The organism is Calidifontibacter indicus (assembly GCF_003386865.1).
GTDB classification, from domain to species: domain Bacteria; phylum Actinomycetota; class Actinomycetes; order Actinomycetales; family Dermatophilaceae; genus Yimella; species Yimella indica.
Window position 1 is genome coordinate 1,580,107 of sequence record NZ_QTUA01000001.1, and the last position, 24,005, is coordinate 1,604,111.

General features: G+C 69.3%; 20 protein-coding genes and 1 pseudogene. 11 read left to right on the forward strand and 10 right to left on the reverse strand.

Annotated features, from left to right (window positions below; translation table 11 throughout):
- Positions 1 to 18: 18 nt before the first annotated feature.
- Positions 19 to 1,065, forward strand: coding sequence for a DUF4238 domain-containing protein (locus DFJ65_RS07525; protein ID WP_211308389.1), 1,047 nt, complete (start codon positions 19 to 21; stop codon positions 1,063 to 1,065).
- A 531-nt stretch (positions 1,066 to 1,596) separates the two neighbouring features.
- Here the strand turns inward: DFJ65_RS07525 and DFJ65_RS17755 are convergent.
- Together DFJ65_RS17755 and DFJ65_RS17760 are read right to left on the reverse strand one after the other, a co-directional pair.
- Positions 1,597 to 1,830, reverse strand: a complete 234-nt coding sequence (locus tag DFJ65_RS17755; protein ID WP_211308390.1) for a hypothetical protein — start codon at positions 1,828 to 1,830, stop codon at positions 1,597 to 1,599.
- A complete protein-coding gene (locus DFJ65_RS17760; RefSeq protein WP_211308391.1) occupies positions 1,827 to 2,480 on the reverse strand; it encodes a hypothetical protein in 654 nt (217 codons plus the stop codon). The genes DFJ65_RS17755 and DFJ65_RS17760 overlap by 4 nt, the downstream gene beginning before the upstream one ends.
- Positions 2,481 to 2,625: 145 nt before the next feature.
- Between DFJ65_RS17760 and DFJ65_RS07535 the strand changes: the two genes are divergently transcribed.
- Both DFJ65_RS07535 and DFJ65_RS07540 read left to right on the forward strand, forming a co-directional pair.
- A complete protein-coding gene (locus tag DFJ65_RS07535) occupies positions 2,626 to 4,578 on the forward strand; it encodes a thioredoxin domain-containing protein (protein WP_115922496.1) in 1,953 nt (650 codons plus the stop codon).
- A 31-nt stretch (positions 4,579 to 4,609) separates the two neighbouring features.
- Positions 4,610 to 5,638, forward strand: coding sequence for a DUF808 domain-containing protein (locus DFJ65_RS07540; RefSeq protein WP_115922497.1), 1,029 nt, complete (start codon positions 4,610 to 4,612; stop codon positions 5,636 to 5,638).
- A gap of 17 nt (positions 5,639 to 5,655) precedes the next feature.
- Here DFJ65_RS07540 and DFJ65_RS07545 read toward each other — a convergent pair whose 3' ends face one another.
- Positions 5,656 to 8,055, reverse strand: coding sequence for an HAD-IC family P-type ATPase (locus DFJ65_RS07545; RefSeq protein ID WP_115922498.1), 2,400 nt, complete (start codon positions 8,053 to 8,055; stop codon positions 5,656 to 5,658).
- Between the two features lie 156 nt (positions 8,056 to 8,211).
- Here DFJ65_RS07545 and DFJ65_RS18345 point away from each other — a divergent pair, with 156 nt between their 5' ends.
- Entirely contained in the window at positions 8,212 to 9,537 is a 1,326-nt protein-coding gene (locus DFJ65_RS18345; RefSeq protein WP_170144029.1) for a metallophosphoesterase family protein, read from the forward strand.
- Positions 9,538 to 9,546: 9 nt separating this feature from the next.
- Here the strand turns inward: DFJ65_RS18345 and DFJ65_RS17425 are convergent, their stop codons facing one another.
- Complete coding sequence (locus DFJ65_RS17425) at positions 9,547 to 9,960, reverse strand: hypothetical protein (protein WP_170144030.1); 414 nt, start codon at positions 9,958 to 9,960, stop codon at positions 9,547 to 9,549.
- Between the two features lie 248 nt (positions 9,961 to 10,208).
- Between DFJ65_RS17425 and ahcY the strand changes: the two genes are divergently transcribed.
- The 7 genes from ahcY to DFJ65_RS07595 all read left to right on the forward strand — a co-directional run bounded on the left by ahcY (position 10,209) and on the right by DFJ65_RS07595 (position 19,380).
- Entirely contained in the window at positions 10,209 to 11,660 is a 1,452-nt protein-coding gene (gene ahcY / locus DFJ65_RS07565) for an adenosylhomocysteinase (RefSeq protein WP_115922499.1), read from the forward strand.
- Positions 11,661 to 11,925: 265 nt separating this feature from the next.
- Positions 11,926 to 12,606, forward strand: a complete 681-nt coding sequence (mtrA, locus tag DFJ65_RS07570) for an MtrAB system response regulator MtrA (protein WP_115922500.1) — start codon at positions 11,926 to 11,928, stop codon at positions 12,604 to 12,606.
- Between the two features lie 94 nt (positions 12,607 to 12,700).
- A complete protein-coding gene (gene mtrB / locus DFJ65_RS07575) occupies positions 12,701 to 14,455 on the forward strand; it encodes an MtrAB system histidine kinase MtrB (protein ID WP_245950091.1) in 1,755 nt (584 codons plus the stop codon).
- The gene (locus DFJ65_RS07580; RefSeq protein ID WP_115922501.1) at positions 14,452 to 16,269 is read left to right on the forward strand and encodes an LpqB family beta-propeller domain-containing protein; all 1,818 of its coding nucleotides are present in this window, start codon (positions 14,452 to 14,454) and stop codon (positions 16,267 to 16,269) included. The genes mtrB and DFJ65_RS07580 overlap by 4 nt, the downstream gene beginning before the upstream one ends.
- Before the next feature lie 100 nt (positions 16,270 to 16,369).
- Positions 16,370 to 17,086, forward strand: coding sequence for a ComF family protein (locus DFJ65_RS07585; protein ID WP_115922502.1), 717 nt, complete (start codon positions 16,370 to 16,372; stop codon positions 17,084 to 17,086).
- Positions 17,087 to 17,341: 255 nt separating this feature from the next.
- Positions 17,342 to 17,992: a ribosome hibernation-promoting factor, HPF/YfiA family gene (gene hpf / locus DFJ65_RS07590; RefSeq protein ID WP_115922503.1), complete on the forward strand. Its 651-nt coding sequence runs from the start codon at positions 17,342 to 17,344 to the stop codon at positions 17,990 to 17,992.
- Between the two features lie 152 nt (positions 17,993 to 18,144).
- Positions 18,145 to 19,380 (forward strand): winged helix-turn-helix domain-containing protein, encoded by a 1,236-nt coding sequence (locus DFJ65_RS07595; RefSeq protein ID WP_115922504.1) that lies wholly within the window; start codon positions 18,145 to 18,147, stop codon positions 19,378 to 19,380.
- A 50-nt stretch (positions 19,381 to 19,430) separates the two neighbouring features.
- Here DFJ65_RS07595 and DFJ65_RS18455 read toward each other — a convergent pair whose 3' ends face one another.
- From DFJ65_RS18455 to DFJ65_RS07620, 6 genes and pseudogenes are all read right to left on the reverse strand, one after another.
- Entirely contained in the window at positions 19,431 to 19,757 is a 327-nt protein-coding gene (locus DFJ65_RS18455) for a TOBE-like domain-containing protein (protein WP_425453022.1), read from the reverse strand.
- A gap of 30 nt (positions 19,758 to 19,787) precedes the next feature.
- A pseudogene (locus DFJ65_RS18460) lies at positions 19,788 to 20,441 on the reverse strand (sulfate/molybdate ABC transporter ATP-binding protein); the annotation flags it as partial.
- The gene (gene cysW, locus DFJ65_RS07605; protein WP_115922506.1) at positions 20,438 to 21,244 is read right to left on the reverse strand and encodes a sulfate ABC transporter permease subunit CysW; all 807 of its coding nucleotides are present in this window, start codon (positions 21,242 to 21,244) and stop codon (positions 20,438 to 20,440) included. The gene cysW and the pseudogene DFJ65_RS18460, both read right to left, overlap by 4 nt.
- Positions 21,241 to 22,152, reverse strand: a complete 912-nt coding sequence (gene cysT / locus DFJ65_RS07610) for a sulfate ABC transporter permease subunit CysT (protein WP_115922507.1) — start codon at positions 22,150 to 22,152, stop codon at positions 21,241 to 21,243. The genes cysW and cysT overlap by 4 nt, the downstream gene beginning before the upstream one ends.
- A gap of 1 nt (position 22,153) precedes the next feature.
- Positions 22,154 to 23,203: a sulfate ABC transporter substrate-binding protein gene (locus tag DFJ65_RS07615; protein WP_115922508.1), complete on the reverse strand. Its 1,050-nt coding sequence runs from the start codon at positions 23,201 to 23,203 to the stop codon at positions 22,154 to 22,156.
- A 235-nt stretch (positions 23,204 to 23,438) separates the two neighbouring features.
- The gene (locus tag DFJ65_RS07620; RefSeq protein ID WP_115922509.1) at positions 23,439 to 23,978 is read right to left on the reverse strand and encodes a CGNR zinc finger domain-containing protein; all 540 of its coding nucleotides are present in this window, start codon (positions 23,976 to 23,978) and stop codon (positions 23,439 to 23,441) included.
- Positions 23,979 to 24,005 lie beyond the last annotated feature (27 nt).

A 24,005-nucleotide genomic window follows, 5' to 3' on the forward strand; every position in this document is an offset into this window, starting at 1 on the left:
GCTAGGCGTCACCACACCGTGCCGCAGTTCTACCTCCGCGGGTTCAGCGACGGCGACCAGATAGGCACCGTGCGGCTGCCGGGGGTGCACAGGTTCACGCAGAGCGTTCGGAAAGCGGCTGCGGAGAACGGCTTCTACGACGTTGACGGTCATGACGATGGGCCCGACGCATTCGAGAAGCTGCTCTCCGGCATCGAAGGCGAGGCCGCGACGGTGCCTTCTAAGATCGATCGCGGTGTTTGGCCCCTCGAAAAGGGCGATCGGGACTTGCTGGCCTTCTTCGCCGCACTTCAGGCAGTCCGGGGGCCCGATCAACGGCGCAACATGGAGTACATCGCAGCTCAATTCGCCCGGCTTGAGATCGGGCACGGCGGGCGAGCAAACGTTGCGTCCTGGGCGAAGCGTCGGCACGGGGTGGACATTTCCGACGAGCAGGCCGAGATCATCTGGCAACAAGTGACCCAGCCCGGCGGTCCACCCATCCGAATTCGGCCGGACTCGCACATCGAGCAGATGGCGACCTTGGTCGATGAGCTGTTTCCGTACCTGGCGGGCCGGCCGTGGACCTTGGTTCGTTTCGAACGCCGCTCCCTGTTCACCTGCGACACGCCGATTGGCTTGGTCCCTCAGCCTGATGACGACCCATGGTCCGGAGTCGGCTTCATGACCGCATGGGGGATCACCTTCCCGCTCACGCGGAAGCTCGGCCTAATCATGAGTGATCCGATGCCCGTCATCGAGTCGGGTGTCAAGGTTGAAGTCACTCGCGCAGGTCGGTTGGACCACGCGGAGCCCGGCTCTGTGAAACTGCAGAGGTTCTTCAACGACCTCACCATCTCGTCCGCGGGGCACTGGATCTACCACCACCCGGATGACGCTGACGTGGTGCCGGCCGACCTGCCGGACCCCCGATCCGTGACGATGGGCATGTCGGGCGCCGACCACGAGTTCACAGGTGAGCCGACATTTGGCATCGGGGGCCGCCCTGATGCTGAGGCGGTCGCCACACAACAGTCGGCGGAGCGCTCTAGCGATGATCCTGGTGATCGGTTGGGGGAGACATAGCAGGTTCGCGTAAGCGCGACATCAACTTTGGCACGGAGTCGCGGAGGGCATCCTCTCCGGCGCGGACGTAGTGGTTGAGCACTGTGGTGGGTTTGTCGCCGAGGTACTGGGCGACGACCTCCCACGGCTCGCCGAGCTCGTCGTGGAACCACTTCGTCGCAGCGTGGTGGCGGAAGCTTTCTGTAGACGATCGACTTCGGCCAGGCTTTGTCTGGGTCGTTCTCGCCGACCCAGTTGCGGATGCGGTGCCAGCGCTCGTTGTGGAGCTCGGGCTTCACAGGCAGGCCGGTCACGGTGTCGACGAAGATCCACTGCTCGTCCGCGGGCGGGACGGGATAGTTCCGCCAGGCGACTGCCTTGTTTTCCTCGCGCGCTGCGAGCTGGGCGCGGCGCTGGCGCTCTTGCTCCTGGGCGTTCGAAACGCGTTGGAGCGATGCGTTGGCGGTCAGGCCGAGCAGCTCCCTGACCCGCGGCAGCAGTTCGTCCTGCATGACCGACCGGGGAGGGGGACCTCGTGGATGACGTGATTCTTTACCGGACCGCGGAAGCCCGACGAGTGGCGCGGGGTGATCCAGCTGCGTTGACCTGGACGTAGCCGCGCTCGAAGAAGTCATCGATCGCGCGGAGGCCGTTCTGCTCGCCGAGCCGTAGCCCGCCGAAGCCAGCGACCCGGATCTTGGTGCCGAAGAGCGGCAGTCGGGTGAGCAGCGGGTCGGTGCCCTCAGGTCCGCAGAGCTTGTCCGCGGCCGCCGCAATCGCCTTCACCTGGCGGGTCTCGGGTCGCAGCCGCGATCGACGTACCGCGTCGTCGCGCCCTGGAACACCGTCGACCGTCTGATCTCAAGACCGTCGAGGGGGTCGAACCTGCGGTCCAGCCACTCCAGGCGCCACGCCAGCTTGCGCATCGCCGCCAGTGTGCCGCGTACGTCTTCGCGTCCTCGCGCCGAGTGGACGGTCTTGGAGGCGCGATCGAGCACCTGCTGGCTGTGCTCGACTCGCCACTTCGCGACGGGCACGAGGCCGATCGCCGGCAGCACGTGCGCAATCACGCGTGACTCGCGACCCTGAATCGTGAGGGGCGCCTTCCCGCGGCGCTTGCTGTCGGCGATGTATTCGGCGGCGAGCGCCTCGATGATACGGGCCCCGCGCACCGTGGCGCTGGCGGGTGCCGCCAACTCGTGGTCTAGCGCCTCCTCCGCCCGGGCGAAGATCTTGCGCGCCTCGGCCTCGGTGTTTGCCCAACGCAGGATCGGCTTCCACGGCTCGCCCTCGCCGGCGGGGGCCTTGAACTTGATCTGGTAGCTCGTTCCGCCAGGCTGTGGAGCGTAGAGGCGGACGCGCCAGGGCCAGCCGGTGCCGTCGAGGCGGCGCTCCTTGCCCTGCGCGAGCGGGGTCGATTCCCTGCGGGTCGCCATTGCGCTCGACCTCCTAGGCTGGCATCCGGGGTTTCGAGGCTCGCTGCGCTCGCACCTCAACCGCCGGAGCGAAGAAGTTCGTAGCAATAGTTTGAATCATCGGAGTCAGGTTGATACAAGCATCACTGAATCGGAGCAGAGCCTGATGGCCAATCGACTCGCCTCGGCGACCAGCCCCTACCTGCTGCAGCACGCCGACAACCCGGTCGACTGGTGGGAGTGGGGCGAAGACGCGTTCGCGGAGGCGAAGCGCCGCGACGTCCCGGTGCTGTTGTCGATCGGTTACGCCGCCTGCCACTGGTGCCACGTCATGGCGCACGAGTCGTTCGAGAACGATCAGACGGCGGCCTTCATGAACGCCCACTTCGTCAACATCAAGGTCGATCGCGAGGAGCGCCCCGACCTCGACGCCATCTACATGAGTGCGACCCAGGCGATGACCGGCCACGGTGGCTGGCCGATGACCTGCGTGCTCGACCACGATGGCCTGCCGTTCTTCGCCGGCACCTACTTCCCGCCGCAGCCACGGCAGGGCCAGCCCGCGTTCGGTCAGGTGCTGGCGTTCCTGGCGGACGCGTGGGTGAACCGGCGGGACGACGTGCGCGGGGCCGCCGAGGCGCTGCGCGACCACCTCAACCGCTCGGTCTCCGCCGCGGCGCCCGTCACGCCGTCCGAACTCGACGCTGCGCGTGACCTGCTCGTCCGCGAATTCGACGCCAGGGCAAAAGGATTCGGGGGAGCTCCGAAGTTCCCGCCGTCGATGGTGCTTGAGTTCCTGCGGCTGCGGGGCGCGCACGGTGACGCGCTCGCGGCGCAGATGCTCGAGCAGACCTGCGAGGCGATGGCTCGGGGCGGGATGTTCGACCAACTCGGTGGTGGCTTCGCCCGCTACAGCGTCGACGCCGACTGGGTGGTGCCCCACTTCGAGAAGATGCTCTACGACAACGCGCAGCTGCTCGCCGTCTACGCGCGGCTCGGCACACCGCTCGGCGACCGGGTCGCCCGACAGACCGCCGACTTCATGCTGCGGGAACTCGGCACCGACGAGGGTGCCCTCGCGAGTTCGCTCGATGCCGACTCCGAAGGGGTCGAGGGCAAGTTCTACGCATGGACCCCGGCCGAACTCGTCGACGTGCTCGGCGGCGACGGGCGTTGGGCGGCAACGACATTCGGCGTCACGGCGAGTGGCACCTTCGAACATGGCTCGTCGGTGCTTCAACTCCGCGACGACGTCGATGCCGATCGGCTCGACCGCGTCCGACGGACGCTTGCCGAGGCGAGGGAGCAGCGGGTGCGACCTGCCCGGGACGACAAGGTGGTGGCCGGCTGGAACGGTCTCGCGATCAGCGGGCTCGTCGCCGCCGCGCATGCTCTCACCGAACCGCGCTACCTCGAGGCAGCCCGCCGCATCGCCGACTTCCTGCTCGGCACGCACCTCGTCGACGGACGCCTGCGCCGAGTCTCCCGCGACGGCCGGGTGGGTGCCCCGGCGGCGGTGCTCGACGACCTCGGTTGTCTCGCGGCCGGCCTCCTTGATCTCGCCGCGGCCACAGATTCTGCTGAATACCTCGACGCGGCAAGGGCATTGCTCGACGACGCGCTGGCCCGCTTCCGAGCCGACGACGGCGGTTTCTTCGACACCGCCGCCGATGCCGAGTCGTTGATCACGCGGCCGCGCGACAGCGCCGACAACGCTTCGCCGTCCGGGCTGTCGGCCACGGTGAACGCACTCATCACGATGACGGCGCTGACCGGCGACCCGGGCTACGAGGACGCCGCCACGCAGGCGCTCGCCACCACGCACGAGGTGCTGACCCGCGCGCCGCGATTCGCGGGGTGGTCGCTGGTGGCCGCTCAACGCCTCGCAGACGGACCCGAGCAGGTGGCCGTCGTGGGGGAGCCGGGCGCGGATCGGGACGAACTCGTACGCACCGCATTGCGCCGCTTCGGCGGACCGATCGCGGTCGGCGCACCCGGTCGTTCGGTTTTGCCGGTGCTCGCCGAACGTGGGGCGCCTGCTGCGCCCTCCGCCTTCGTGTGCCGCGGCCGCGTGTGTGACCTGCCGGTGACCGACCCGCGACAGCTGGGAGTGCGCTGAACCCGTCCTCCGAGCCCTTACGATTGCGCCCATGGCCGGAGGACTTGCTGCCCTGCTCGACGACGTCGCGACCCTTGCTCGCGCCGCCGCCGCATCGATCGACGACGTCGGCGCCGCCGCCACGAAGGCGTCGATCAAGGCGACCGGTGTGGTGGTCGACGACACCGCGGTGACCCCGCGCTACGTGACGGGCATCGACCCCAAGCGCGAACTGCCGATCATCAAGAAGATCGCCATCGGTTCGCTGCGCAACAAGCTGCTGTTCATCCTGCCGGCCATCATGATCCTGTCGCAGTTCGTGCCGTGGATCGTGATGCCGGTCCTGATGCTCGGTGGCGCCTACCTCGCGTTCGAGGGCGCCGAGAAGCTCTGGGAAGCGCTGCGCGGCGGCGGAGGTGAAGAAGACAGCAACGAGGGCAAGACCGAGGACCAGATCGCCTCGGGCGCAATCCGCACCGACTTCATCCTCTCCAGCGAGATCATGGTCATCTCGCTCAAGGAGGTCGAGAACGAGCCGTTCTCCTCCCGCCTCGCCATCCTCATCGTCGTCGCCATCATCATCACGATCCTCGTGTACGGCGTCGTCGCCCTCATCGTGAAGATGGACGACGTCGGTCTGCACCTTCGCCAGAAGGAGTCGTCCTTCTCGCAGAAGATGGGCGACCTGCTGGTCAAGGGCATGCCGAAGGTGCTGTCGGTGCTGTCGACGGTCGGCATCGCCGCGATGCTCTGGGTCGGCGGGCACATCCTGCTGATGGGTCTGGACGACATCGGCTGGCATTGGCCGATGGAGCAGGTGCACCACTTCGAGCACTGGGTGCACGACTCAACCGGCGCGCTCGGCGGTGTGCTCGGCTGGTTCGCCAACACGCTCGGCTCGGCCCTGGTCGGACTCGTGGTCGGCGGCATCATCACCGCGATCGTGCTGAAGTTCTTCCACAAGGACCACCACGGAGAACAGCACGGTGCGCACGAGGCCGAGCACGAGGTTGAGCACACTGCATCGGACGGTGCCGAGCACGCCGGCGGCGAGCCGGCCGCACCCGAGCGCGACGCCTGAGCGCTGGAGACTGACTGCTACGTGGCCCGCATCGTCCAGCGGCGCAGGGCGACGATGCACAGGGCGCCGAGGGCGCCGATGCCCAATGACGGCCACACCAGCCCGGCCGGGGCGCTGAAGCTGAAGAAGTCGCGGCCGATCGGCAACACGAAGGCGAGCACCGCAAGCGCCGCCATGGAGCCGATGAGCACCACCTTCCACAGCCGCAGTGGCAGCGCGAGCACGAACAGGATCGCGAAGAACACGACCAGCAAGGTCATCGTCGCGCCGGTGCCCGGACGGATGCAGGACAGGTCCGAGCTTCCGGTCGCGACCGAGCAGCGCGCTTCGAACTGCCCGGGCGCGACGCCGTACCGCTCGCCGGTGACGAGGTAGGACACGATGACGGCGAGCCCGGCGATGGCGCCGGCCGGCACCGCGAAGCGCAGGATGCGGCCCAGGAAACCGGGCTGGTAACGACGGATGTTGGGCCCGAGCGCGAGCACGAACGCCGGGATCCCGATGGTGACGGTCGAGACCAGCGTCAGGTGCCTGGGCAGGAACGGGAACGGCAGCGCAACGAGTGCGGTGGCGACGATGGCCACCAGGCTCATCGCGTTCTTGGCCACGAACAGGTTGGCCACCCGCTCGACATTGCCGATGACACGGCGACCTTCGGCGAGCACCTTCGGCATGTGCGAGAACCGGCCGTCGAGCAGCACGAGTTCGGCCACGGCCTTGGTCGCCTGCGCGCCGTTGCCCATCGCGAGCCCGATGTCGGCGTCCTTCAGCGCGAGCGCGTCGTTGACCCCGTCGCCGGTCATCGCCACGACGTGGCCGTCCGCCTGGAGCGCGCGCACGAACGATCGCTTCTGTTCGGGGGAGACCCGGCCGAAGACCGTGCCGGCGGCGAGCACCTCCCGCAGTTCGTCGCCGTCCTCCGGGAGCGTGCGGGCGTCGACCGGCTCGCCCGGGTCGAGCCCCACCTCGCGCGCCACTGCGGCGACGGTCTGCGGGTTGTCGCCGGAGATGACCTTGATCGCGACACCTTGATCGGCGAGGTAGGTGAGCGTCTCCTGCGCGTCGGGACGGATCTGCTCGGCGAGGCTGACCAGCGCGGCCGGTGTCAGGTCGTCGGGCAGTGCGGAGCTGTCGACCGGATCCGCGCTGCGCGCGAGCAGCACGACGCGGCGTCCGCGTCCGGCAAGGTCGCTGACCTGCGCGTGCAGCGGGTCGTCGGGTGGCAACAGGATCTCGGGCGCACCCATCACCCACCAGCCGTGCCCCTCGAAGCAGGCGGCGCTCCACTTGCGCTGGGAGTTGAACGGCACCGTCGAGGTGCGGTGCCAGCCGGGGGAGGGCAGCGCGGCGCCGATCGCGGCCAGCGTGCCGTTGGGGTCGGGGTCGTCGGCGAGCGCGCCGAGCGCGGCACGCACCTCGTGGGCCGTGCTGCCGTTGACCGGCTCGGCGTCGTCGAACGCGATCTCGCCGACGGTGAGGGTGCCGGTCTTGTCGAGGCAGACGACGTCGACCCGGGCCAGGCCCTCGACGGCGGGCAACTGCTGCACGAGCACTTCGTCGCGGGTCAGCCGGACGGCGGCGAGCAGGAACGCGACCGACGTGAGCAGCACCAGCCCCTCGGGCACCAGCCCGACGATGCCGGCGGCCGAGCGGATGACGACCGACTGCCAGCCCTGATCGCCCACGGCGCGCCATTGCGACCAGATCTGCAGCGGCAGGGCGGCCGCGATCACCCAGGTGATGTAGCGCAGCAGGGTGTTGATCGAGGCCTGGATCTCGGAGTGAGTGCGGGTGAACTTGCGGGCTTCGGCCGCGATCCGATTGACATAGGCGTCGGCGCCGACGGCTCGCGCGTGGTATCGCCCGGTGCCGGCGACCACGCTTGTGCCGGAACGAATCTCGTCACCCTCGGGGTGGTGCACCGGGTCGGATTCTCCGGTGAGGTTCGACTCGTTGAGCTCCAGCCCCTCGGAGCGCAGCAGCACGCCGTCGGCCGGCACTTCGTCGCCGGTGCGCAGTTCGATGAGGTCGTCCAGCACCACCTCCCGGGTCGGCACCTCGAGCGTCTCGCCGTCGCGGATGACCCGGGTGGTGGGCGCATTGAGGAGCGCGAGCCGGTCGAGTTTCCGCTTGGCGAGGTACTCCTGCGCGATGCCGATCGCCGAGTTGGCGACGAGGATGACTCCGAACAGTCCGTCGGCCCACGACCCGGTGGTCATGACCAGCACGAACAACGCACCGAGGATGGCGTTGAACCGGGTGAAGACATTGGCCCGGATGATCTCGCCGACGGATCGGGACGTGCGTTCGCCGACCTCGTTGACCTCGCCGCGGGCGACCCGTTCGGCCACCTCGGCGCCGGTGAGGCCGGTGTCACGGACGAGAGCCGTGTCGGTCGGATTGCCCTGCATTGCCATGTCGTCATTGTCGCCTCCGAACGGAGGTCGGTGCTCGAACGCCCCGCGATTTCAAAGGTGGATCGTCGTCGCCATCGCAACGACGATCCACCTTCGGGTTCGGCGACGGGTCCGGCGACGAAGGCTGCCGCCGACGCGCGGCCTATCGTGGCGGGCATGGACCGCATCGCACTCATCTCGGACGTGCACGGCAATCTGACCGCGCTGCAGGCGGTGCTCGCGGACATCGACGCCCGCGGTGTCGACCGCATCTACAACCTCGGCGACTACGTCGGCAAGGGGCACCGCGGCCGCGAGGTGGTCGACCTGTGCCGGCAGCGCTGCGAGGTCAACATTCTCGGCAACTGGGACGACTTCCTGCCCGCGCTGGAGGAGTTCGGCGACGCCGCCGACAATGCCGCGCTGCAGTGGTGGCGTGATCAGCTCGGCCCGGGACAAGGGGAGTGGCTGCGCGCGCTGCCGTTCAGTCACGACTTCACGATGAGCGGCCGGCGCATCCGGATCTTCCACGCCTCGGCGACCAGCGTGCACAACCGGGTGCGCTTCGACCACGACGCGGCGGAGTTCTTCGGGATGTTCCAGAACACCCCCGCGACCGGCGACGGGCCGACCCCCACCGTCGTGGCGTACGGCGACACGCACGACTCGTTCATGGAGACCGATCTCGGCCTGACGCTGATCAACACCGGCAGCGTCGGCAACGCGCTCGACGACAACGTGCCGGTCTACGTCGTGCTCGAAGGCGTGCTCGACAGCGACGAACCGGCGCCGTTCGGGGTGCAGTTCGTGCGGGTGCCCTACGACATCGAGGCCGAGCTCGCGGACGCGAAGGCGGCGGGTGCGCCCGAGTACGACTACTACGTCGCCGAGTTGCGCGACCGGCGCTATCGGGGCGATGTTCGCGCCGACCGGCGGGCCGGATACCACCGCGAGTCCGCGATCCCGGCCGACGACAAGGACTGGACCTGGACCCTCGAACAGGCCTGCCCCGACTGCGGATTCGAGGCCGGGGCGGTGGCAGGTGGGCAGATCGGTGCCCTCGTCCGACGCTTCACCGCGCCGTGGCCACAGGTGCTGGATCGTGCCGACGTGCGCCGTCGCCCCGCACCCGCCACCTGGTCACCGTTGGAGTACGGCTGCCACGTGCTCGACGTCTGTCGGGTCTTCGACGGACGCCTCGCGCTGATGCTCGAACACGACGCACCGGGTTTCCCGAACTGGGACCAGGACCAGGCCGCCATCGACGGCGACTACGCGACGGCCGACACGGCGCAGCTCGTGCCCGAGCTGTGCGCCGCCGCCGCGCGCCTCGCCGCCGCGTACGACGCGGTGAAGCCCACCGAATGGGAGCGCACGGGGTTGCGTTCCAACGGCTCGGCGTTCACCGTGCTCAGCCTCGGCCAGTACCTGCTGCACGACCTCGCGCACCACCTGCACGACGTGGGCACGTCGTGGCAGCAGGCGAAGGACGCTCAGGCCTGACGGCGCCGATCAGGTCTGCTGACCGTCGGTGGGCTCAGCCGAGCTGCGGTTCTCGTGGTCAGGACGCGACGTGTGGTGCTGCTCCTGCTCCTGCGGCTTGTCGCCCTCGTCTGACGAGTCCTCCGAGCGCTCTGAGTCGTCCTCGTCGGTCGAGTCGGTCGAGTCGGTCGAGTCGTTCTTGTCGGTCGAGTCGGTCTCGTCGGTCAAACCGGCTCCACCCTCGCCGACCATGATCGGTCGCTCGCCGTCGTCGTCGACGCCGTAGTCGCCCTTCGCGTCGTCCCAGGCCTGCAACTTCTCCTGATCGACGTCGACCTTGAGCTCGTCCGGCATCTCGGCCGCACGCTGCTCGCGGGTCGGTTCCGGGCGTGAACCCTCGTCGCCATTGTCGGTGGACCGGTTGTCGTCATCGGATGCGGACATCGACTGCTCCTGAACCTCGTCGGGTGGCTGTGCCTCTCATTAAGCCACCCGCACGACCGCCGGACGGCGCTAACGACGAGCCGAAACTCCACCGGACCGCCGACACGGGTTTTCGCGGACGTCGGTGCCCGCCGGTATCCTCGCGGGGCCGGCATGGGTGATGACCCGACCAGCCCAGATGGGCGATGCCAGCGTCCGACACATGAAGTCAAAGTCGCGTCACGCGGCAGAAGGAGTACACGACACTCATGTCCTTCGACTACAAGGTTAAGGACCTCAGCCTCGCCGAGGCCGGCCGTCACCAGCTTCGCCTCGCCGAGCACGAGATGCCCGGCCTCATGGCGCTGCGCGAGGAGTTCGGTGAGTCCAAGCCGCTCACCGGCGCCAAGATCGCCGGTTCGCTGCACATGACCGTGCAGACCGCCGTGCTCATCGAAACCCTCACCGCCCTCGGCGCCGAGGTGCGCTGGGCCTCCTGCAACATTTACTCGACCCAGGACGAAGCCGCCGCCGCCGCGGTCGTCGGCCCGAACGGCACCGTCGACAACCCGCAGGGTGTGCCGGTCTTCGCGTGGAAGGGCGAGAGCCTCCCGGAGTACTGGGACTGCACCAACGAGATCCTCACCTGGCCCGGTGGCGAGGGCCCCAACATGATCCTCGACGACGGTGGCGACGCCACCATGCTCGTGCACAAGGGCAAGGAGTGGGAGGCCGCCGGTCAGGTGCCGCCCACCACCGAGGACGACTCCGAGGAGTTCTCGGTCTTCAAGGACCTCGTGCGCAAGACCCTCGCCGAAGACCCGCAGAAGTGGACCAAGATCGCCGCCGGAATCAAGGGCGTGACCGAGGAGACCACCACCGGCGTCCACCGCCTGTACGAGCTCGCCAAGTCCGGCGAACTGCTCTTCCCGGCGATCAACGTCAACGACTCGGTCACCAAGTCCAAGTTCGACAACAAGTACGGCTGCCGCCACTCGGTCGTCGACGGCCTCAACCGCGCCACCGACGTGCTCATCGCCGGCAAGACCGCCGTCGTCGCCGGCTACGGCGACGTGGGCAAGGGTTGCGCCGCCGCCCTCGCCGGCCAGGGCGCCCGCGTCGTGGTCACCGAGGTCGACCCGATCTGCGCACTGCAGGCCGCGATGGAGGGCTTCCAGGTCGCCAAGATGGACGACGCCTGCGAGTACGGCGACATCTTCGTCACCACCACCGGTTGCTACGACGTCATCACCGCGGAGCACATGTCGCGGATGAAGAACAAGGCGATCGTGTCGAACATCGGTCACTTCGACAACGAGATCGACATGGCGGGCCTCGCCAAGCTGCCCGAGATCACCAAGACGGAGATCAAGCCGCAGGTGCATGAGTGGACCAAGCAGGACGGCAACTCGATCATCGTGCTGTCCGAAGGCCGCCTGATGAACCTCGGCAACGCCACCGGACACCCGAGCTTCGTGATGTCCAACTCGTTCGCGAACCAGACGATCGCCCAGATCGAACTGTTCGAGAAGTCCGAGGAGTACGTCGACGAGGACGGCAAGCCCACCGTCACCACGCTGCCGAAGCACCTCGACGAGAAGGTCGCCCGCGCCCACCTCGCCGCCCTGGGTGTCGAGCTCACCGAGCTGACCAAGGGTCAGGCCGAGTACCTCGGTGTCGACGTCGCCGGCCCGTACAAGCCCGAGCACTATCGATACTGAGATTTCCTCGATGACTCGGCCCGGCCGGCAGGACTGCGTCCTTGCCGGCCGGGCCGAGTCATCTCGTCACCTCAGTCTGGATTCTTCTGGCGAGCGCTCCTCCTCCGCAGCGGTCCTCGTTCCTCGGACCACAGCGGCATCGTCGCCGCCGCGTTCGATGCCAAGTAGCTTCTTCGGCCGGCCCGCCGCGTGTTACAGCCTCCGGATCTCACACCGCCGTATGTGAAGATGTGCGGAGGATCCCGGTCAGAAAGGTTGAGTTCGAATGGCGCCCCGTGTCCTTGTCGTGGACGACGATCCGTCACTCGCGGAGATGCTCGGCATCATCCTGCGCGGTGAGGGCATGCAGGTGGCGCTGTGCTCCACCGGTTCCGGAGCCCTGGCGGCCTTCCGGGAGGCCAAGCCCGACGTCGTGCTGCTCGACGTGATGCTGCCGGGCGTCGACGGCGTCGAGGTGTGCCGTCAGATTCGCGCGGAGTCGCACGTGCCGATCGTGATGCTCACGGCGCGCACCGACACGACCGATGTGGTGGCGGGGCTCGAGGCGGGCGCCGACGACTACGTCAACAAACCGTTCAAGCCCCAGGAACTGGTCGCCCGCGTCCGTGCCCGGCTGCGCCGGGGCGACGACGTCGAGGTCGAGCAGCTGCGACTGGGCGATCTCACCATCGACGTCAACGGTCACTCGGTGACGCGCGGCGGCAGCCCGATCTCGTTGACCCCGTTGGAGTTCGACCTGTTGGTCGCGCTGGCTCGCAAGCCCTGGCAGGTGTTTACCCGCGAGGTGTTGTTGGAACAGGTGTGGGGCTACCGGCACGCCGGCGACACTCGCCTGGTCAACGTGCACGTGCAGCGGTTGCGGTCGAAGGTCGAGCGCGATCCCGACCATCCCGAGATCGTGGTGACGGTGCGAGGTGTGGGCTACAAGGCCGGCCCGAGCGTCTGATGCCGGCGAGCCCGAGGCACCGGCACATGCGGTGCCGGTCGAGGGTGCAACCGGCGACGGCCGGCGCGGAGCGCCACCCGGACAGGTGGCCGCGTTGACCGCCGAACCCACTGACGCACAACAGGATCCGGGCACGGGTGAACGGCGGGGCCGGCTGCGCGCCGTCGGATCGGCGCTGGTCACCACCTTCGCTGCCCTGCGGCGGTCCTGGCGCAAGTCGCTGCACACCCGGGTGGTGACGACGACGGCCATCGCCGGCGCGATCGTCACGCTCGTGCTCGGGTCGTACATGTACCACCGCATCGCCACCGGGTTGGTCGAGTCGAAGATGACCTCGGCCGAGGCGGAGAGCCAGAGCCGGCGTGCCGACGCGCAGAACATCTTCGCAAGCACCCCGAACACCGACCTCAGCTCGCTGCGCCAACTCGCCACCGACATGGTGCAGAAGCTCAGCTCGCCAGGTGACGACACGTCGCGCCGGGTCGTGTTCCTCCAGGCGTTGGACAACACGGCCCAGCCGATCCCGCGGGTGTCGCAGCCGCCCGCCACCGCCGAGATGGTGCCCGACGCGATCCGGGAGGCGTTGCGCAACGATCCCGACCACCAACAGGTGCAGATCGTCACCGTGCAGTATCCCGGCAAGGAAGCCGTGCCGGCCGTGCTCGTCGGCTCGCGGGTGACCGTGCCGAACGCCGGCGCGTACGACCTGTTCTTCATCTTCCCGATGGAGGCCGAGGTCACCACCCTCAACATCGTCAAGGGCAGTTTCGCCGCTGGTGGCGTGGCGCTGGTGGCGTTGCTCGCGGCCCTCGCCTACCTGGTGACGCGGATGGTCGTCACCCCGGTGCGGTCTGCGGCGCACGTCGCTGAGCGGTTGACGGCCGGCGCCCTCAACGAGCGGATGCAGGCCTCGGGGGAGGACGACCTTGCCCGGCTGGCCACGTCGTTCAACGCGATGGCCGACAGCCTGCAACGCCAGATCCGCCAGCTGGAGGACCTGTCGACGTTGCAGCAACGGTTCACCTCCGACGTCTCCCACGAGCTACGGACGCCGCTGACCACTATCCGGATGGCGGTCGACATGATCCACGCCAACCGCGCCGACTTCGCCCAACCGGTGGCTCGTTCGGCCGAACTGCTCAGCGCCGAACTCGACCGCTTCGAGGCGCTGCTGACCGACCTGCTGGAGATCAGCCGGTTCGACGCGGGTGCCGCTGCGCTCACCGTGGCCCCGGGCGACCTGCGCGCCGTGGTCGGACGCGTGGTCGACGCCGCCTCGGTGCTCGCCGACCGCAACGGCACCACCGTGCGGGTGTTGCCCGGCCGCGACGCCGTGGTGCCGATGGACGAACGCCGCATCGAACGCATCCTGCGCAACCTGGTCACCAACGCCATCGAGCACTCGGACGGCAAACCCATCGACATCGAGATCGGCGCCAACGACTCGGCCGTCGCCGTCACCGTCCGCGACCGCGGCATCGGCCTCAAACCGGGGGAGGCCGTGCGTGTGTTCAACCGGTTCTGGCGGGCCGACCCGGCGCGGGCCCGAACGACCGGCGGCACCGGACTCGGCCTGTCGATCTCGCTGGAGGACGCCCGTCTGCACGAGGGCTGGCTGCAGGCGTGGGGTGCGCCCGGAGAGGGTTCGTGCTTCCGGCTGACCTTGCCGCGTCGAGCCGGGCAACCCATCCAGCGCTCGCCGCTCCCGCTCGCGCCCGACGACTCCCAGGTCGGCCGGATCATGCCGGCCGGCAACTCGCTGACCCTCGGCACCGGGGTCGACGCCGACCCGACCGAGTCGAACCACTCCGGCCGTCCGGCGTCACCCGCAGGGGGCGACCGCAGATGACCCCCGACGAGGCCGGACGCGCCGCGCTGCGAGCCACGGTCGCAGTGCTCACCGCGTTCGTGCTCGCCGCCTGCGCCGGGCTGCCCGGATCGAGCTCGGTGCAGGCCCGCAGGCCGATCGCGGACGCGCCGACCGCGCCACCGGCGAACGTGGAGTTCTACGGCCCGCAGGCCGATGCGGCGCCGGTCGACCTGGTGAAGGGATTCCTACGGGCCAACGGCAGCGTCGACGAAGACTTCGCCGTCGCACGGGAGTACCTCACCACCGACGCCAGCCGCAGCTGGGCGCCGAGCGGCCGGGTGGCGATCACCCAGGGCGAACGCGACTTCGTCGTGACCGAGGTGTCCACCGGCCGAGTCACCTTGACGGTGACGCAATGGGCAGAGCTGGACGGCGGCGGCCACCTGCGGCAGTTCTCGACGCCCACCCACCGCACCGTCGACATCGGCCTCACCCAGGTGAACGGTCAGTGGCGCATCTCCCGACTTCCTGCCGACTTCGGGCCCTACCTGTCAACGACCGACTTCCGAGACCGCACCTATGCGCCCTACACGGTGTACCTCGCCGAGAAGCGCACCCACACCCTGGTCGCCGACCAGCAGTGGTTCCCGCGCACCGGAGTGACCGCCGCCCTCGCCCGGGCGGTGTTGCGCGGCGTGCCGGAGTGGATGGCGCAGCGCGAGGGCTCCATGCCCGACTTCAACCAGGTGCCCGGCGGCACCCGCCTGGCCGTCGACGCGGTGCCGATCAGCGCCGACGGGGTGGCCACCGTCGACCTCACCGAGAGCGTCCGCAGCGCCGACGCCAACTCCCGCACCGCGCTGTGGGCGGCGATGATGGCGACCCTCAACCAGGTGCCGCGGGTGCACCGCGTGGCGATCACCGTCGGCGGCTCCCGGCTCGGCGCGTCGAACCTTCCCACGAACCCGGTCACGCCCGGCGATGTCGGCTACAACGTGCCGGCCTCGGTCGACAACGGGGTGATGGTGCGGGTCGACCAGTCGCTTCGCTGGCAGATCGACGGCTCCACCAACGGCCCCGCGCGCACCCCGACCCGGCCGACGCTGCCGACCATGAACCGCAACTGGTACCTGCTGTCCAGCGACACCGACGGCAGTCAGATCGCCGGCATCAGCGGCGACCGCAAGACCCTCGGGCGCTGGATCAGCGGCGGCGCCGTCTACCAGGTACCGGCCTTCGGACGACAGCTGACCCGTCCCAGCTTCAACGGTCTCGACGAGTTGTGGCTCGCCGGCCTGTCCCTGTCACGGGCGGGCCCCGACCGCGAGGTTTCCAGCGGCGCGACCGTCTGGATGATGGACACCACCAACTTTGTCTCGACCACCCGTCCGCAAGCGATCTCGGTGCCCTGGTTGGGCGACTCGCAGGTGCTCTCGCTGAAGTCGGCCCGCGACGGCCAACGGATAGCCCTGGTGACCCGGGCTCCGAACGGCACCACGAAACTTCAACTCGCGCTGGTGATCCGCGACGCGAACGGTCAGGCCACCGCGTTGTCCAACCCCATCGACGTCGGGCAGGCGGTCAGCGATGTCGTCGATGTCGCCTGGGCCGACGACGTGACCCTCGCCGTCATCACCGGCACCGGGGATCAGCCACGGCAGGTGATCGAGGTGCCGCTCAGCGGGTTCGTCAACCCGATGGGCACCGTCACCGGCGCCACCGAGATCGTCGCCACCGGGCGCGGCACCGGCGACCTCTACGTGCACACCTCCGAACCCGCCGTCCAGGAACGCATCGGCGGTGGCTGGCGCAAGATGAGCGGCGTCAGCGAGGTCATCGCGCCGGGTGCCTGATCGCCCGCGCATCGTCCACACCCTGCCCGCACCCGAAGAGTTGTCCACCGCCGAACAACGGTGGTGAGCGCCCCGCGCCGACGCGCGCTGCACTGTCGACGTGGGGTGGTTCGGACGGCTGGCGGCGGGCCTGGACGATCTCGGCGAACTCGCCGCGCCGCGCGTCTGTGGCGGATGCGGCCGAGCCCACCACCGTTGGTGCGACGGTTGCGCGCACTGGCTCGTGGCGGCGCTCGCCGACGAGCCGCTGGGCCGGGTGCAGCGCGACGTGCCGGTGTTCCCCGACTGCTGGACGGCGCTCGCCTACGACGGGCCGCTGGTGCGGGCGTTGCCTGCTTACAAGGACGACGCGCGCACCGATCTGCTCGCGCCGTTGGCGACCGTGTTGCGGCACGCACTGACCGGGGCGTTGACCGATCGACCCGAGCTCGTGCGGGCACACCGAGCCGGACGTCTGGTGCTGGTCTGCGTGCCGTCCGGCGCACGCTCGACCCGCGAGCGCGGACGGCTGCCGCTACTCGATCTGGTGCGGCGCGCGACCGCGGGCTCGGGCCTCGCGGTCGCACCACCGCAGAGCCTGCGATTCGTCCGGACGGTCGAGGACCAGGGTGGGCTCTCGGCCGACCGCCGGGCGACGAACCTGCGCGGGGCGATGCGGGCGCAGTCCGTCGCAGGACGCACCTGCCTGCTCGTCGACGACATCGTCACCTCGGGGGCGACGCTGGCCGAATCGGCGCGCGCGTTGTGGGCCGGCGGCGCGCGCGAGGTGCAGGCGGTGACCCTCGCCGGCGCGGTGCTGCGCCGGTCGCCGGGCTGATCGGGCGATCGTTCGGAACGCGGGCGAAGTTCCCGCCGTCCGCGACCGTCTCATCCGTGCAACTCGTGCGTGGACGGACGCCCCGATTCATGGACTCGCGCGCCCCGGTGTCATAGCGTTACGTCATGGAGAGGCTTTGCGGCAGCGCAGTTCGCAAAGAGCCTTGTGTCGCCGCCCTGAAGGGAGGTGGTTCGTCGGGAGATCAGGACGTAGAAGTCCGCAGAACACTCTTCTGAGAGAGCACAAGGAGATTCCATGGAGATCACGGTCACCGGACGTCACACGTCGGTACCCGAGCGTTTTCAGCGTCACATCGAGGAGAAGCTGGCGAAGGTCAACCAGCTCGACCCACGGGTCACCCGTTGCGAGGTCATCGTCTCGCACGAACCCAACCCACGGCAGGCCAAGGAAGCCGAGCGGGTGGAGATCACCTGTTACGGCAAGCGCGCGGTGATTCGCGCGGAGGCGAGCGCCGACGACACGTACGCGGCCCTGGACCTTGCAGCGACACGGCTCGGCGAGCGATTGCGTCGCCAGCACGACAAGCGTCGCGTGCACCGCGGCGGCCGCAAGGCCCCGAAGTCCGTGCACGACGCGACCGCACCGCTGGCTGACCTCGACCTCTCGAACGCACCCGGCGACGAGGAGCAGGAGCCCCCGATTCCCGACTCGATCGCTCGCATCGGCGGCGACGTCGACTGCCCGGTGGAGTTGCGCGAGAAGACCCACCGCACGTCCCCGATGACCGTCGATCAGGCGATCGGCCACATGGAAGCGGTCGGACACGACTTCTTCTTCTTCCACGACGTCGACGCCGACCGACCGACCGTCGTCTACCGACGCCGCGGCTGGTCCTACGGAATGATCACCCTCGACGTCGAGGAGAAGGCGGAAGAGTCCGCCTGACGTCCACGACGAGGTCAGCACAGAGGCGGCGGAGCCGAACGGCTCCGCCGCCTCCTGCATGTGCAGTGCGCGTTCGGCGCCACCACTCGCGGCGGACGGTGCCTGTCGGTGGGCGGTGCCTGTCGGTGGGCGGGCCTAAGGTGGGCGGCGCGATGAACCCTCGACAAGTCACGCAGCCGGTCGCGCCGGTCGACGCCGCCCCGACCGAGACCCTCACGATGGCCCAAGCGCGCCGAATCGCGTTGGCCGCGCAGGGTTTCCACGACCGCCGCCCCGAGCCGTTCGGCGCGACGATGCGGCATGTCCAGCGGGTCATCGACCGCGTCGGCATCATCCAGATCGACAGCGTCAACGTGCTGTCCCGCAGCCAGTACCTCCCGTTGTTCTCGCGCCTCGGGCCCTACGACACCGCGCTGCTCGACCGGGCCCGCGATGTCGCTCCGCGCCGACTGGTGGAGTACTGGGCCCACGAGGCGTCGCTGATTCCGCCGGCCACCTGGCCCCACCTCACCTTCCGGATGCGCCGCGCCGAGGCCGACTCGTGGGGCGGCATGCAGCGGGTGGCCCGGGAGCAGGCCGAACTCGTCGCGACGGTCGAGGCGGAGGTGCGCGCGCACGGCCCGCTCACCGCCCGGGAGGTCGAGTCCCGCCTCGAACACGACACCCCGCGCAGCAAGGACAACTGGGGGTGGAACTGGAGCGCCGTCAAGAACGCGCTCGAGCACCTGTTCTGGGCCGGCCGCATCACCAGCGCGGGTCGCACAACCCAGTTCGAACGCCGATATGCCGCAGTCGAATCCACCTTCCCTCCGGCGGCCCGAGCGGCTGCTTCCCCTGACAACCGCCCGCCGCTCGAGGAGTCCTTCGTCGAACTGGTCCGCATCGCGGCGCGGGCCCACGGCATCGGGTCAGAACTGTGCCTGCGCGACTACTTCCGGTTGAAGGGCGCCCAGGCGCGACCCGCGATCGACGAGCTCGTGCGACTGGGGGAGTTGCGTCCGGTGCAGGTGCGGGGTTGGAAGCGGCCGGCCTACCTGCACGTCGACGCGGCCCGTCCTCGCCGCACCGATGCCGAGGCGCTGCTCAGCCCGTTCGACTCGCTCGTCTGGCAGCGCGACCGCACCCACGAACTGTTCGACTTCCACTACCGCATCGAGATCTACACCCCGGCCGCCGATCGGGTGCACGGCTACTACGTGCTGCCCTTCCTGCACGGCGGCGAGTTGGTCGGACGCGTCGACCTCAAGGCCGATCGCAAGTCGAGTGTGCTTCGGGCCCAACGGATCTCCTGGGAGCCGCGGGTTTCCCCGGCGGCCGTCGAAGCGCTCGGTCGCAACCTGCGGTCGATGGCCGACTGGCTCGAACTCACCGACGTCGCGATGCCGTAAGGCCGCCGGCCGAGCGCGACGGCGCGACGACCCAGATCGCTCCCGATGGCTCAGATGGCCAGCGCCGGCTCCGTCTCGGCCGGGTTCACCGGTTCGACGGTGTGCGCGAAGACCTCGTCGCCCGCGCGCAGATCGAGCGCGTCGGCCTCCGCCCGGGTGAGCTGGGCACTGAACACCTCGCCGCTGTCGGCGTGCAGGTCGACCCGCACCTCGAAGCCGAGCCGCACCACCCGGTCGACCACGGCAGCGATCACCCCGGCCGCGCCGCCGACCCGCGCGTCGAGTTGCTCGGCAGCCGCGCGCGATCGGTGCAGCGCGATGTCGTGCGGTCGCACCAGGTGCCCGGCCAGGCGGGCGACCGAGCCGAGGAACGACATCACGAAGTCGTTGGCCGGTCGCTCGTACAGCGTCACCGGGTCGCCGACCTGTTGGATGCGGCCCTTGTCGAGCACGGCGATCCGATCGGCGACGTCGAGCGCCTCCTCCTGGTCGTGGGTGACGAGCACGGTGGTCACGTGCACCTCGTCGTGCAGGCGCCGCAGCCACTGCCGCAGGTCGGCGCGCACCTTCGCATCGAGCGCACCGAACGGCTCGTCGAGCAGCAGCACCTCGGGGTCGACGGCGAGGGCGCGCGCCAACGCCATCCGCTGGCGCTGACCGCCGGACAGTTGCGCCGGGTAGCGGTGCTGGAATCCGTCGAGCCCGACGATCTCGAGCAGGTCGTCCACCTTGCGCTTGATCTCGGCCTTGGGGCGCTTGCGGATGCTCAGCCCGAAGGCGACGTTGTCGCGCACGGTCATGTGCTTGAACGCCGCGTAGTGCTGGAAGACGAACCCGATGCCGCGGCTGCGCGGCGGCACCCCGGTGACGTCGCGGTCGCCGATCACCACCCGTCCGGCGTCGAGACCTTCGAGGCCGGCGATGGCGCGTAGCAGCGTCGACTTGCCGGAGCCGCTGGGGCCGAGCAGCGCGGTGAGGCTGCCGGCGGGAATGTCGAGGCTGACGTCGTCCAGGGCGACGAAGTCGCCGTAGTTCTTGCGGGCGCCGGTGACGCTGATCATCGTTTTCTCCTCAAGCGGTCGAGCAGGGCCATGCCGAGCAGGGTGGCGAGCGCGAGACCCATCAGCAGGGTGGCGGCGGCGTAGGCGCCGTACGTGTTGTGGTCGTCGATGTAGCGGGAGTGCACGAGCAGGGTGAGCGTCTGGGAGACGCCGGGGAAGCCGGAGCTGACCATGATCACCGCACCGAATTCGCCGAGCGCCCGCGCGACCGTCAGCACGATTCCGTAGGTGAGGCCCCAGCGGATCGCCGGCAGGGTGATGCGGCGGAAGGTCTGCCAGCCGGTGGCGCCGAGCGTTGCGGCGGCCTGCTCCTGCTCGGTGCCGATCTCGTGCAGCACGGGCTCGACCTCACGGACGACGAACGGCAAGGTGACGAAGATGGTCGCGATGACCATGCCGGGCAGGCCGAAGATCACCTGGAAGCCGAGCGACTCGACGCCGCCGAACCAGCCGCCCGCGCCCCACAGCATGATCAGCGAGACACCGACGACGATCGGCGACACCGCGAACGGCAGGTCGACGACGGCCTGCAGCAAGCCTTTGCCGGGGAAGCGTCCGCGCGCCAGGGCGAGGGCGGTGGCGACGCCGAAGACCACGTTGAGGGGCACCACGATCGCCACGATGAGCAGCGACAGGTTGAGCGCCGAGATCGCGGCCGGGGTGCGCACCGAGGCCAGGAAGGCGTCCAGGCCCGGCCCGAAGGTGCGCACCAGGATCAGCACGATCGGCACGACCAGCAGCGCGAAGAGGTAGAGCAGCGCGATGGTGCGCAGCCCGAGGCGGGCGGGGGTCGACGGTTTCACTGCGCCTCCTGTTCCCTGCGCTGCGCGCGACCGGCGTACCACCGCAGCACCGCGAGGGTGACGAACGCGACGGCGAGCAGGGTGATCGACACGGCGGCCGCATCGACCGGACTGTCGGTCTCGACCTGTTGCTGGATGTACTGCGAGGCCACCTGCGTCTCGCGCGGGATGTTGCCGCCGATGAGCACCACCGATCCGTACTCGCCGATCGCCCGGGCGAACGCCAGCCCGGTGCCGCCGATCACGGCCGGTGCGAGGGTCGGCAGCACCACCCGGCGGAAGGTCACCCAGTTCGACGCCCCCAGCGAGGTGGCCGCTTCCTCGACCTCGCGGTCGAGTTCGATGAGCACCGGTTGCACCGACCGGACGACGAACGGCAAGGTCACGAACGCGAGCGCCACGACCAGCCCCGGACGGGTTGCGTTGAGGTGGATGCCGATCGGGCTGTTCGGGCCGTAGAGCGACAGCAGAACGATGCTGGCCACGATCGTCGGCAGCGCGAACGGCAGGTCGATCAGTGCGTTGACGACGCCCTTGCCCGGGAAGTCGTCGCGCACGAGCACCCATGCGATGAGGGTGCCCATCACCGCGTTGACGACCGCGACGACGACGGCGACCAGGATGGTCACCCGCAGCGACGCGAGCGCGGTGGGCGCGGTGACCGCGTCCCAGTAGCCGCTCCAGCCGTCGTCGAACGACCGCGCGGTGAGGGCGGCGAGCGGCAACAGCACGATGACGCTGAGCCAGAGCCCGACGATGCCGATGCCGAGGGTGGGCCCGGCGCGGCGAACCCCGACGCGTCGACCGGGCTCGGACGGGGTGGGCTCCGGGACGCCGCGGGGTGGGCCCGCGGAGGGCGCCTCCAGTGTGACGGAGGCACCCTGCGCGTCGGTGGCGGTGGCCGTCATGTCAGGCCGTCGCCTTGTCGTAGATGACGGCGATCGAACCGGTCTTCTTCTTGAACAGCGAGTTGTCGACCGCCTTCCAACCGCCGAGGTCGGCGATCGTCCACAGTTTCGCGGGCGTCGGGAAGTCTTTCGCGAACTCGGCCGCAACCGTCGGGTCGACCGGACGGAAGCCGGCCTGCGCCCAGAGCCGTTGCGCGGCCGGGGTGAACAGGTAGTCGCGGAACGCCGTCGCCGTGGCGAGGTTCTTGCTCTTGGACAACACCGCGACCGGGTTCTCGATCTTGAAGGTGGTGCTCGGGGTGTGGTGCTCGACGGGGTCGCCGTTGCGCTCGGCGAAGAGGGCTTCGTTCTCGTAGCTGAGCAGCACGTCGCCCGTGCCCTGCAGGAAGGTCTCGGTGGCCTCGCGGCCCGACTTCGGCTGCACCTTCACGTGCTGGCCGATCAGCTTCTCCAGGTAGGCCAACCCGGCCGCGGGGTTCTTGCCGCCGTCGCTCTTGGCGGCGTACGGCGCGAGCAGGTTCCATTTGGCCGAGCCGGAGCTGAACGGGTTGGGGGTCACGACCTCGACGCCCGGTTTGAGCAGGTCGTCCCAATCCTTGATCCCCTTGGGGTTGCCCTTGCGGGTGACGATGGTGACCACCGAGCCGAACGGAATTCCCTTGTGCTGGTTCGCGTTCCAGTCCGACTTCACCAGGCCGGCGTCGACCAGTCGGGTGATGTCGGGCTCGACGGAGAAGTTGACGAAGTCGGCAACAGCACCGGCGGCGACCTTGCGGGACTGGTCGCCGGAGGCTCCGTAGGACTGCTGGAAGGTGACGCCCTTGCCCTGCGCCGTCGCGTTGAAGCCGGGGATCACCTTGTCGAAGCCGACCTTCGGCACCGCGTAGGCGTAGAGGTTGATCGTGCCCGCCTTGGCGGCGGCGCCCCCGGAGTTGCCGGAGGAGGTGCCCGCGGCCGCGGTGTCGCTCGCACCACCGCCCGCGCAGGCCGACAGTGCCATGGCTGCGGCGGTCGCTGCGGCGGCGAGGGCGAGGCGGGGATGACGGCTCATCGGGGTGCTCCTTGGGTCGATCCGGACGGTGCCGGCGTGACGTCCGCAATTCCTGTCGGACATGTAGGAGTTTCGATAGTGATGAGTTATCCGTCAAATAACGCGCGATTATGTCTCGCATCCTGGATGGGCGGGGGTCGTGGTGGGGAGCGAGGGTGGCTGGCCGGGCCGGCGGCCGATTGTGCCGGCGCGGGTCAGTCGCTGCGGGTCAGTCGCTGCGGGTCAGTCCCTGTGGTCAGTCGGCGCGGCGCCGACGTTCGCGGTATGCCGCGACCGCGGCCCCGTTGCTGCACGCGGGGGAGCAGAAGATCTTCGAGCGGTTGCGGGTGAGGTCGAGCACGACGCCGGTGCAGTCGTCGGCCGCGCACAGCGACAGGCGCGAGAACTCGTCGGCTCGGATCAGGTCGACCATCGCGGTGGCGGTCTCGACGAGCACGCGGACGGCCAGCGGGCTGTCGTCCTCGACCATGTGCAGGTGCCAGTCGAGATCGTCGTGGCGCACGAGTCGGGGCTGGGTGGCGACCTCCGTGAAGACCTCGTTGACCAGTTTGGCGGCGTGGTCGCGGTCGGCGGTGAGCAGGGCGCGCAGGCGCGGGCGCAGGTCGCGGACGGCGGCCAGGTCGTCGGCGCCGCGCGGGGCGCGGCCGGTGTAGCCCTCGTCGCGATAGAACTCGCGCAACTGGGCGAGCGTGGTCATCGTGTCGGGTTCCTCGGCGCTGTTGACCAGGCGGACCGCGGCCCGCAGGGCCGGTTCGGTGTCATGAGCAAAGCGCACGTTGACACCTTACATCGACGAGCCCTA

Excerpts from the sequence above, each read along its gene's own strand:
- DFJ65_RS07535 (WP_115922496.1), top strand. The coding sequence starts at position 2,626 with ATGGCCAATCGACTCGCCTCGGCGACCAGCCCCTACCTGCTGCAGCAC.
- DFJ65_RS18345 (WP_170144029.1), top strand. The coding sequence starts at position 8,212 with ATGGACCGCATCGCACTCATCTCGGACGTGCACGGCAATCTGACCGCG.
- DFJ65_RS18455 (WP_425453022.1), bottom strand. The coding sequence starts at position 19,757 with ATGTCGTTCCTCGGCTCGGTCGCCCGCCTGGCCGGGCACCTGGTGCGA.
- hpf (WP_115922503.1), top strand. The coding sequence starts at position 17,342 with ATGGAGATCACGGTCACCGGACGTCACACGTCGGTACCCGAGCGTTTT.
- DFJ65_RS17425 (WP_170144030.1), bottom strand. The coding sequence starts at position 9,960 with ATGTCCGCATCCGATGACGACAACCGGTCCACCGACAATGGCGACGAG.
- ahcY (WP_115922499.1), top strand. The coding sequence starts at position 10,209 with ATGTCCTTCGACTACAAGGTTAAGGACCTCAGCCTCGCCGAGGCCGGC.
- DFJ65_RS07580 (WP_115922501.1), top strand. The coding sequence starts at position 14,452 with ATGACCCCCGACGAGGCCGGACGCGCCGCGCTGCGAGCCACGGTCGCA.
- DFJ65_RS17760 (WP_211308391.1), bottom strand. The coding sequence starts at position 2,480 with ATGGCGACCCGCAGGGAATCGACCCCGCTCGCGCAGGGCAAGGAGCGC.
- DFJ65_RS07615 (WP_115922508.1), bottom strand. The coding sequence starts at position 23,203 with ATGAGCCGTCATCCCCGCCTCGCCCTCGCCGCCGCAGCGACCGCCGCA.
- DFJ65_RS07545 (WP_115922498.1), bottom strand. The coding sequence starts at position 8,055 with ATGGCAATGCAGGGCAATCCGACCGACACGGCTCTCGTCCGTGACACC.
- mtrA (WP_115922500.1), top strand. The coding sequence starts at position 11,926 with ATGGCGCCCCGTGTCCTTGTCGTGGACGACGATCCGTCACTCGCGGAG.
- cysT (WP_115922507.1), bottom strand. The coding sequence starts at position 22,152 with ATGACGGCCACCGCCACCGACGCGCAGGGTGCCTCCGTCACACTGGAG.
- DFJ65_RS07540 (WP_115922497.1), top strand. The coding sequence starts at position 4,610 with ATGGCCGGAGGACTTGCTGCCCTGCTCGACGACGTCGCGACCCTTGCT.
- DFJ65_RS07595 (WP_115922504.1), top strand. The coding sequence starts at position 18,145 with ATGAACCCTCGACAAGTCACGCAGCCGGTCGCGCCGGTCGACGCCGCC.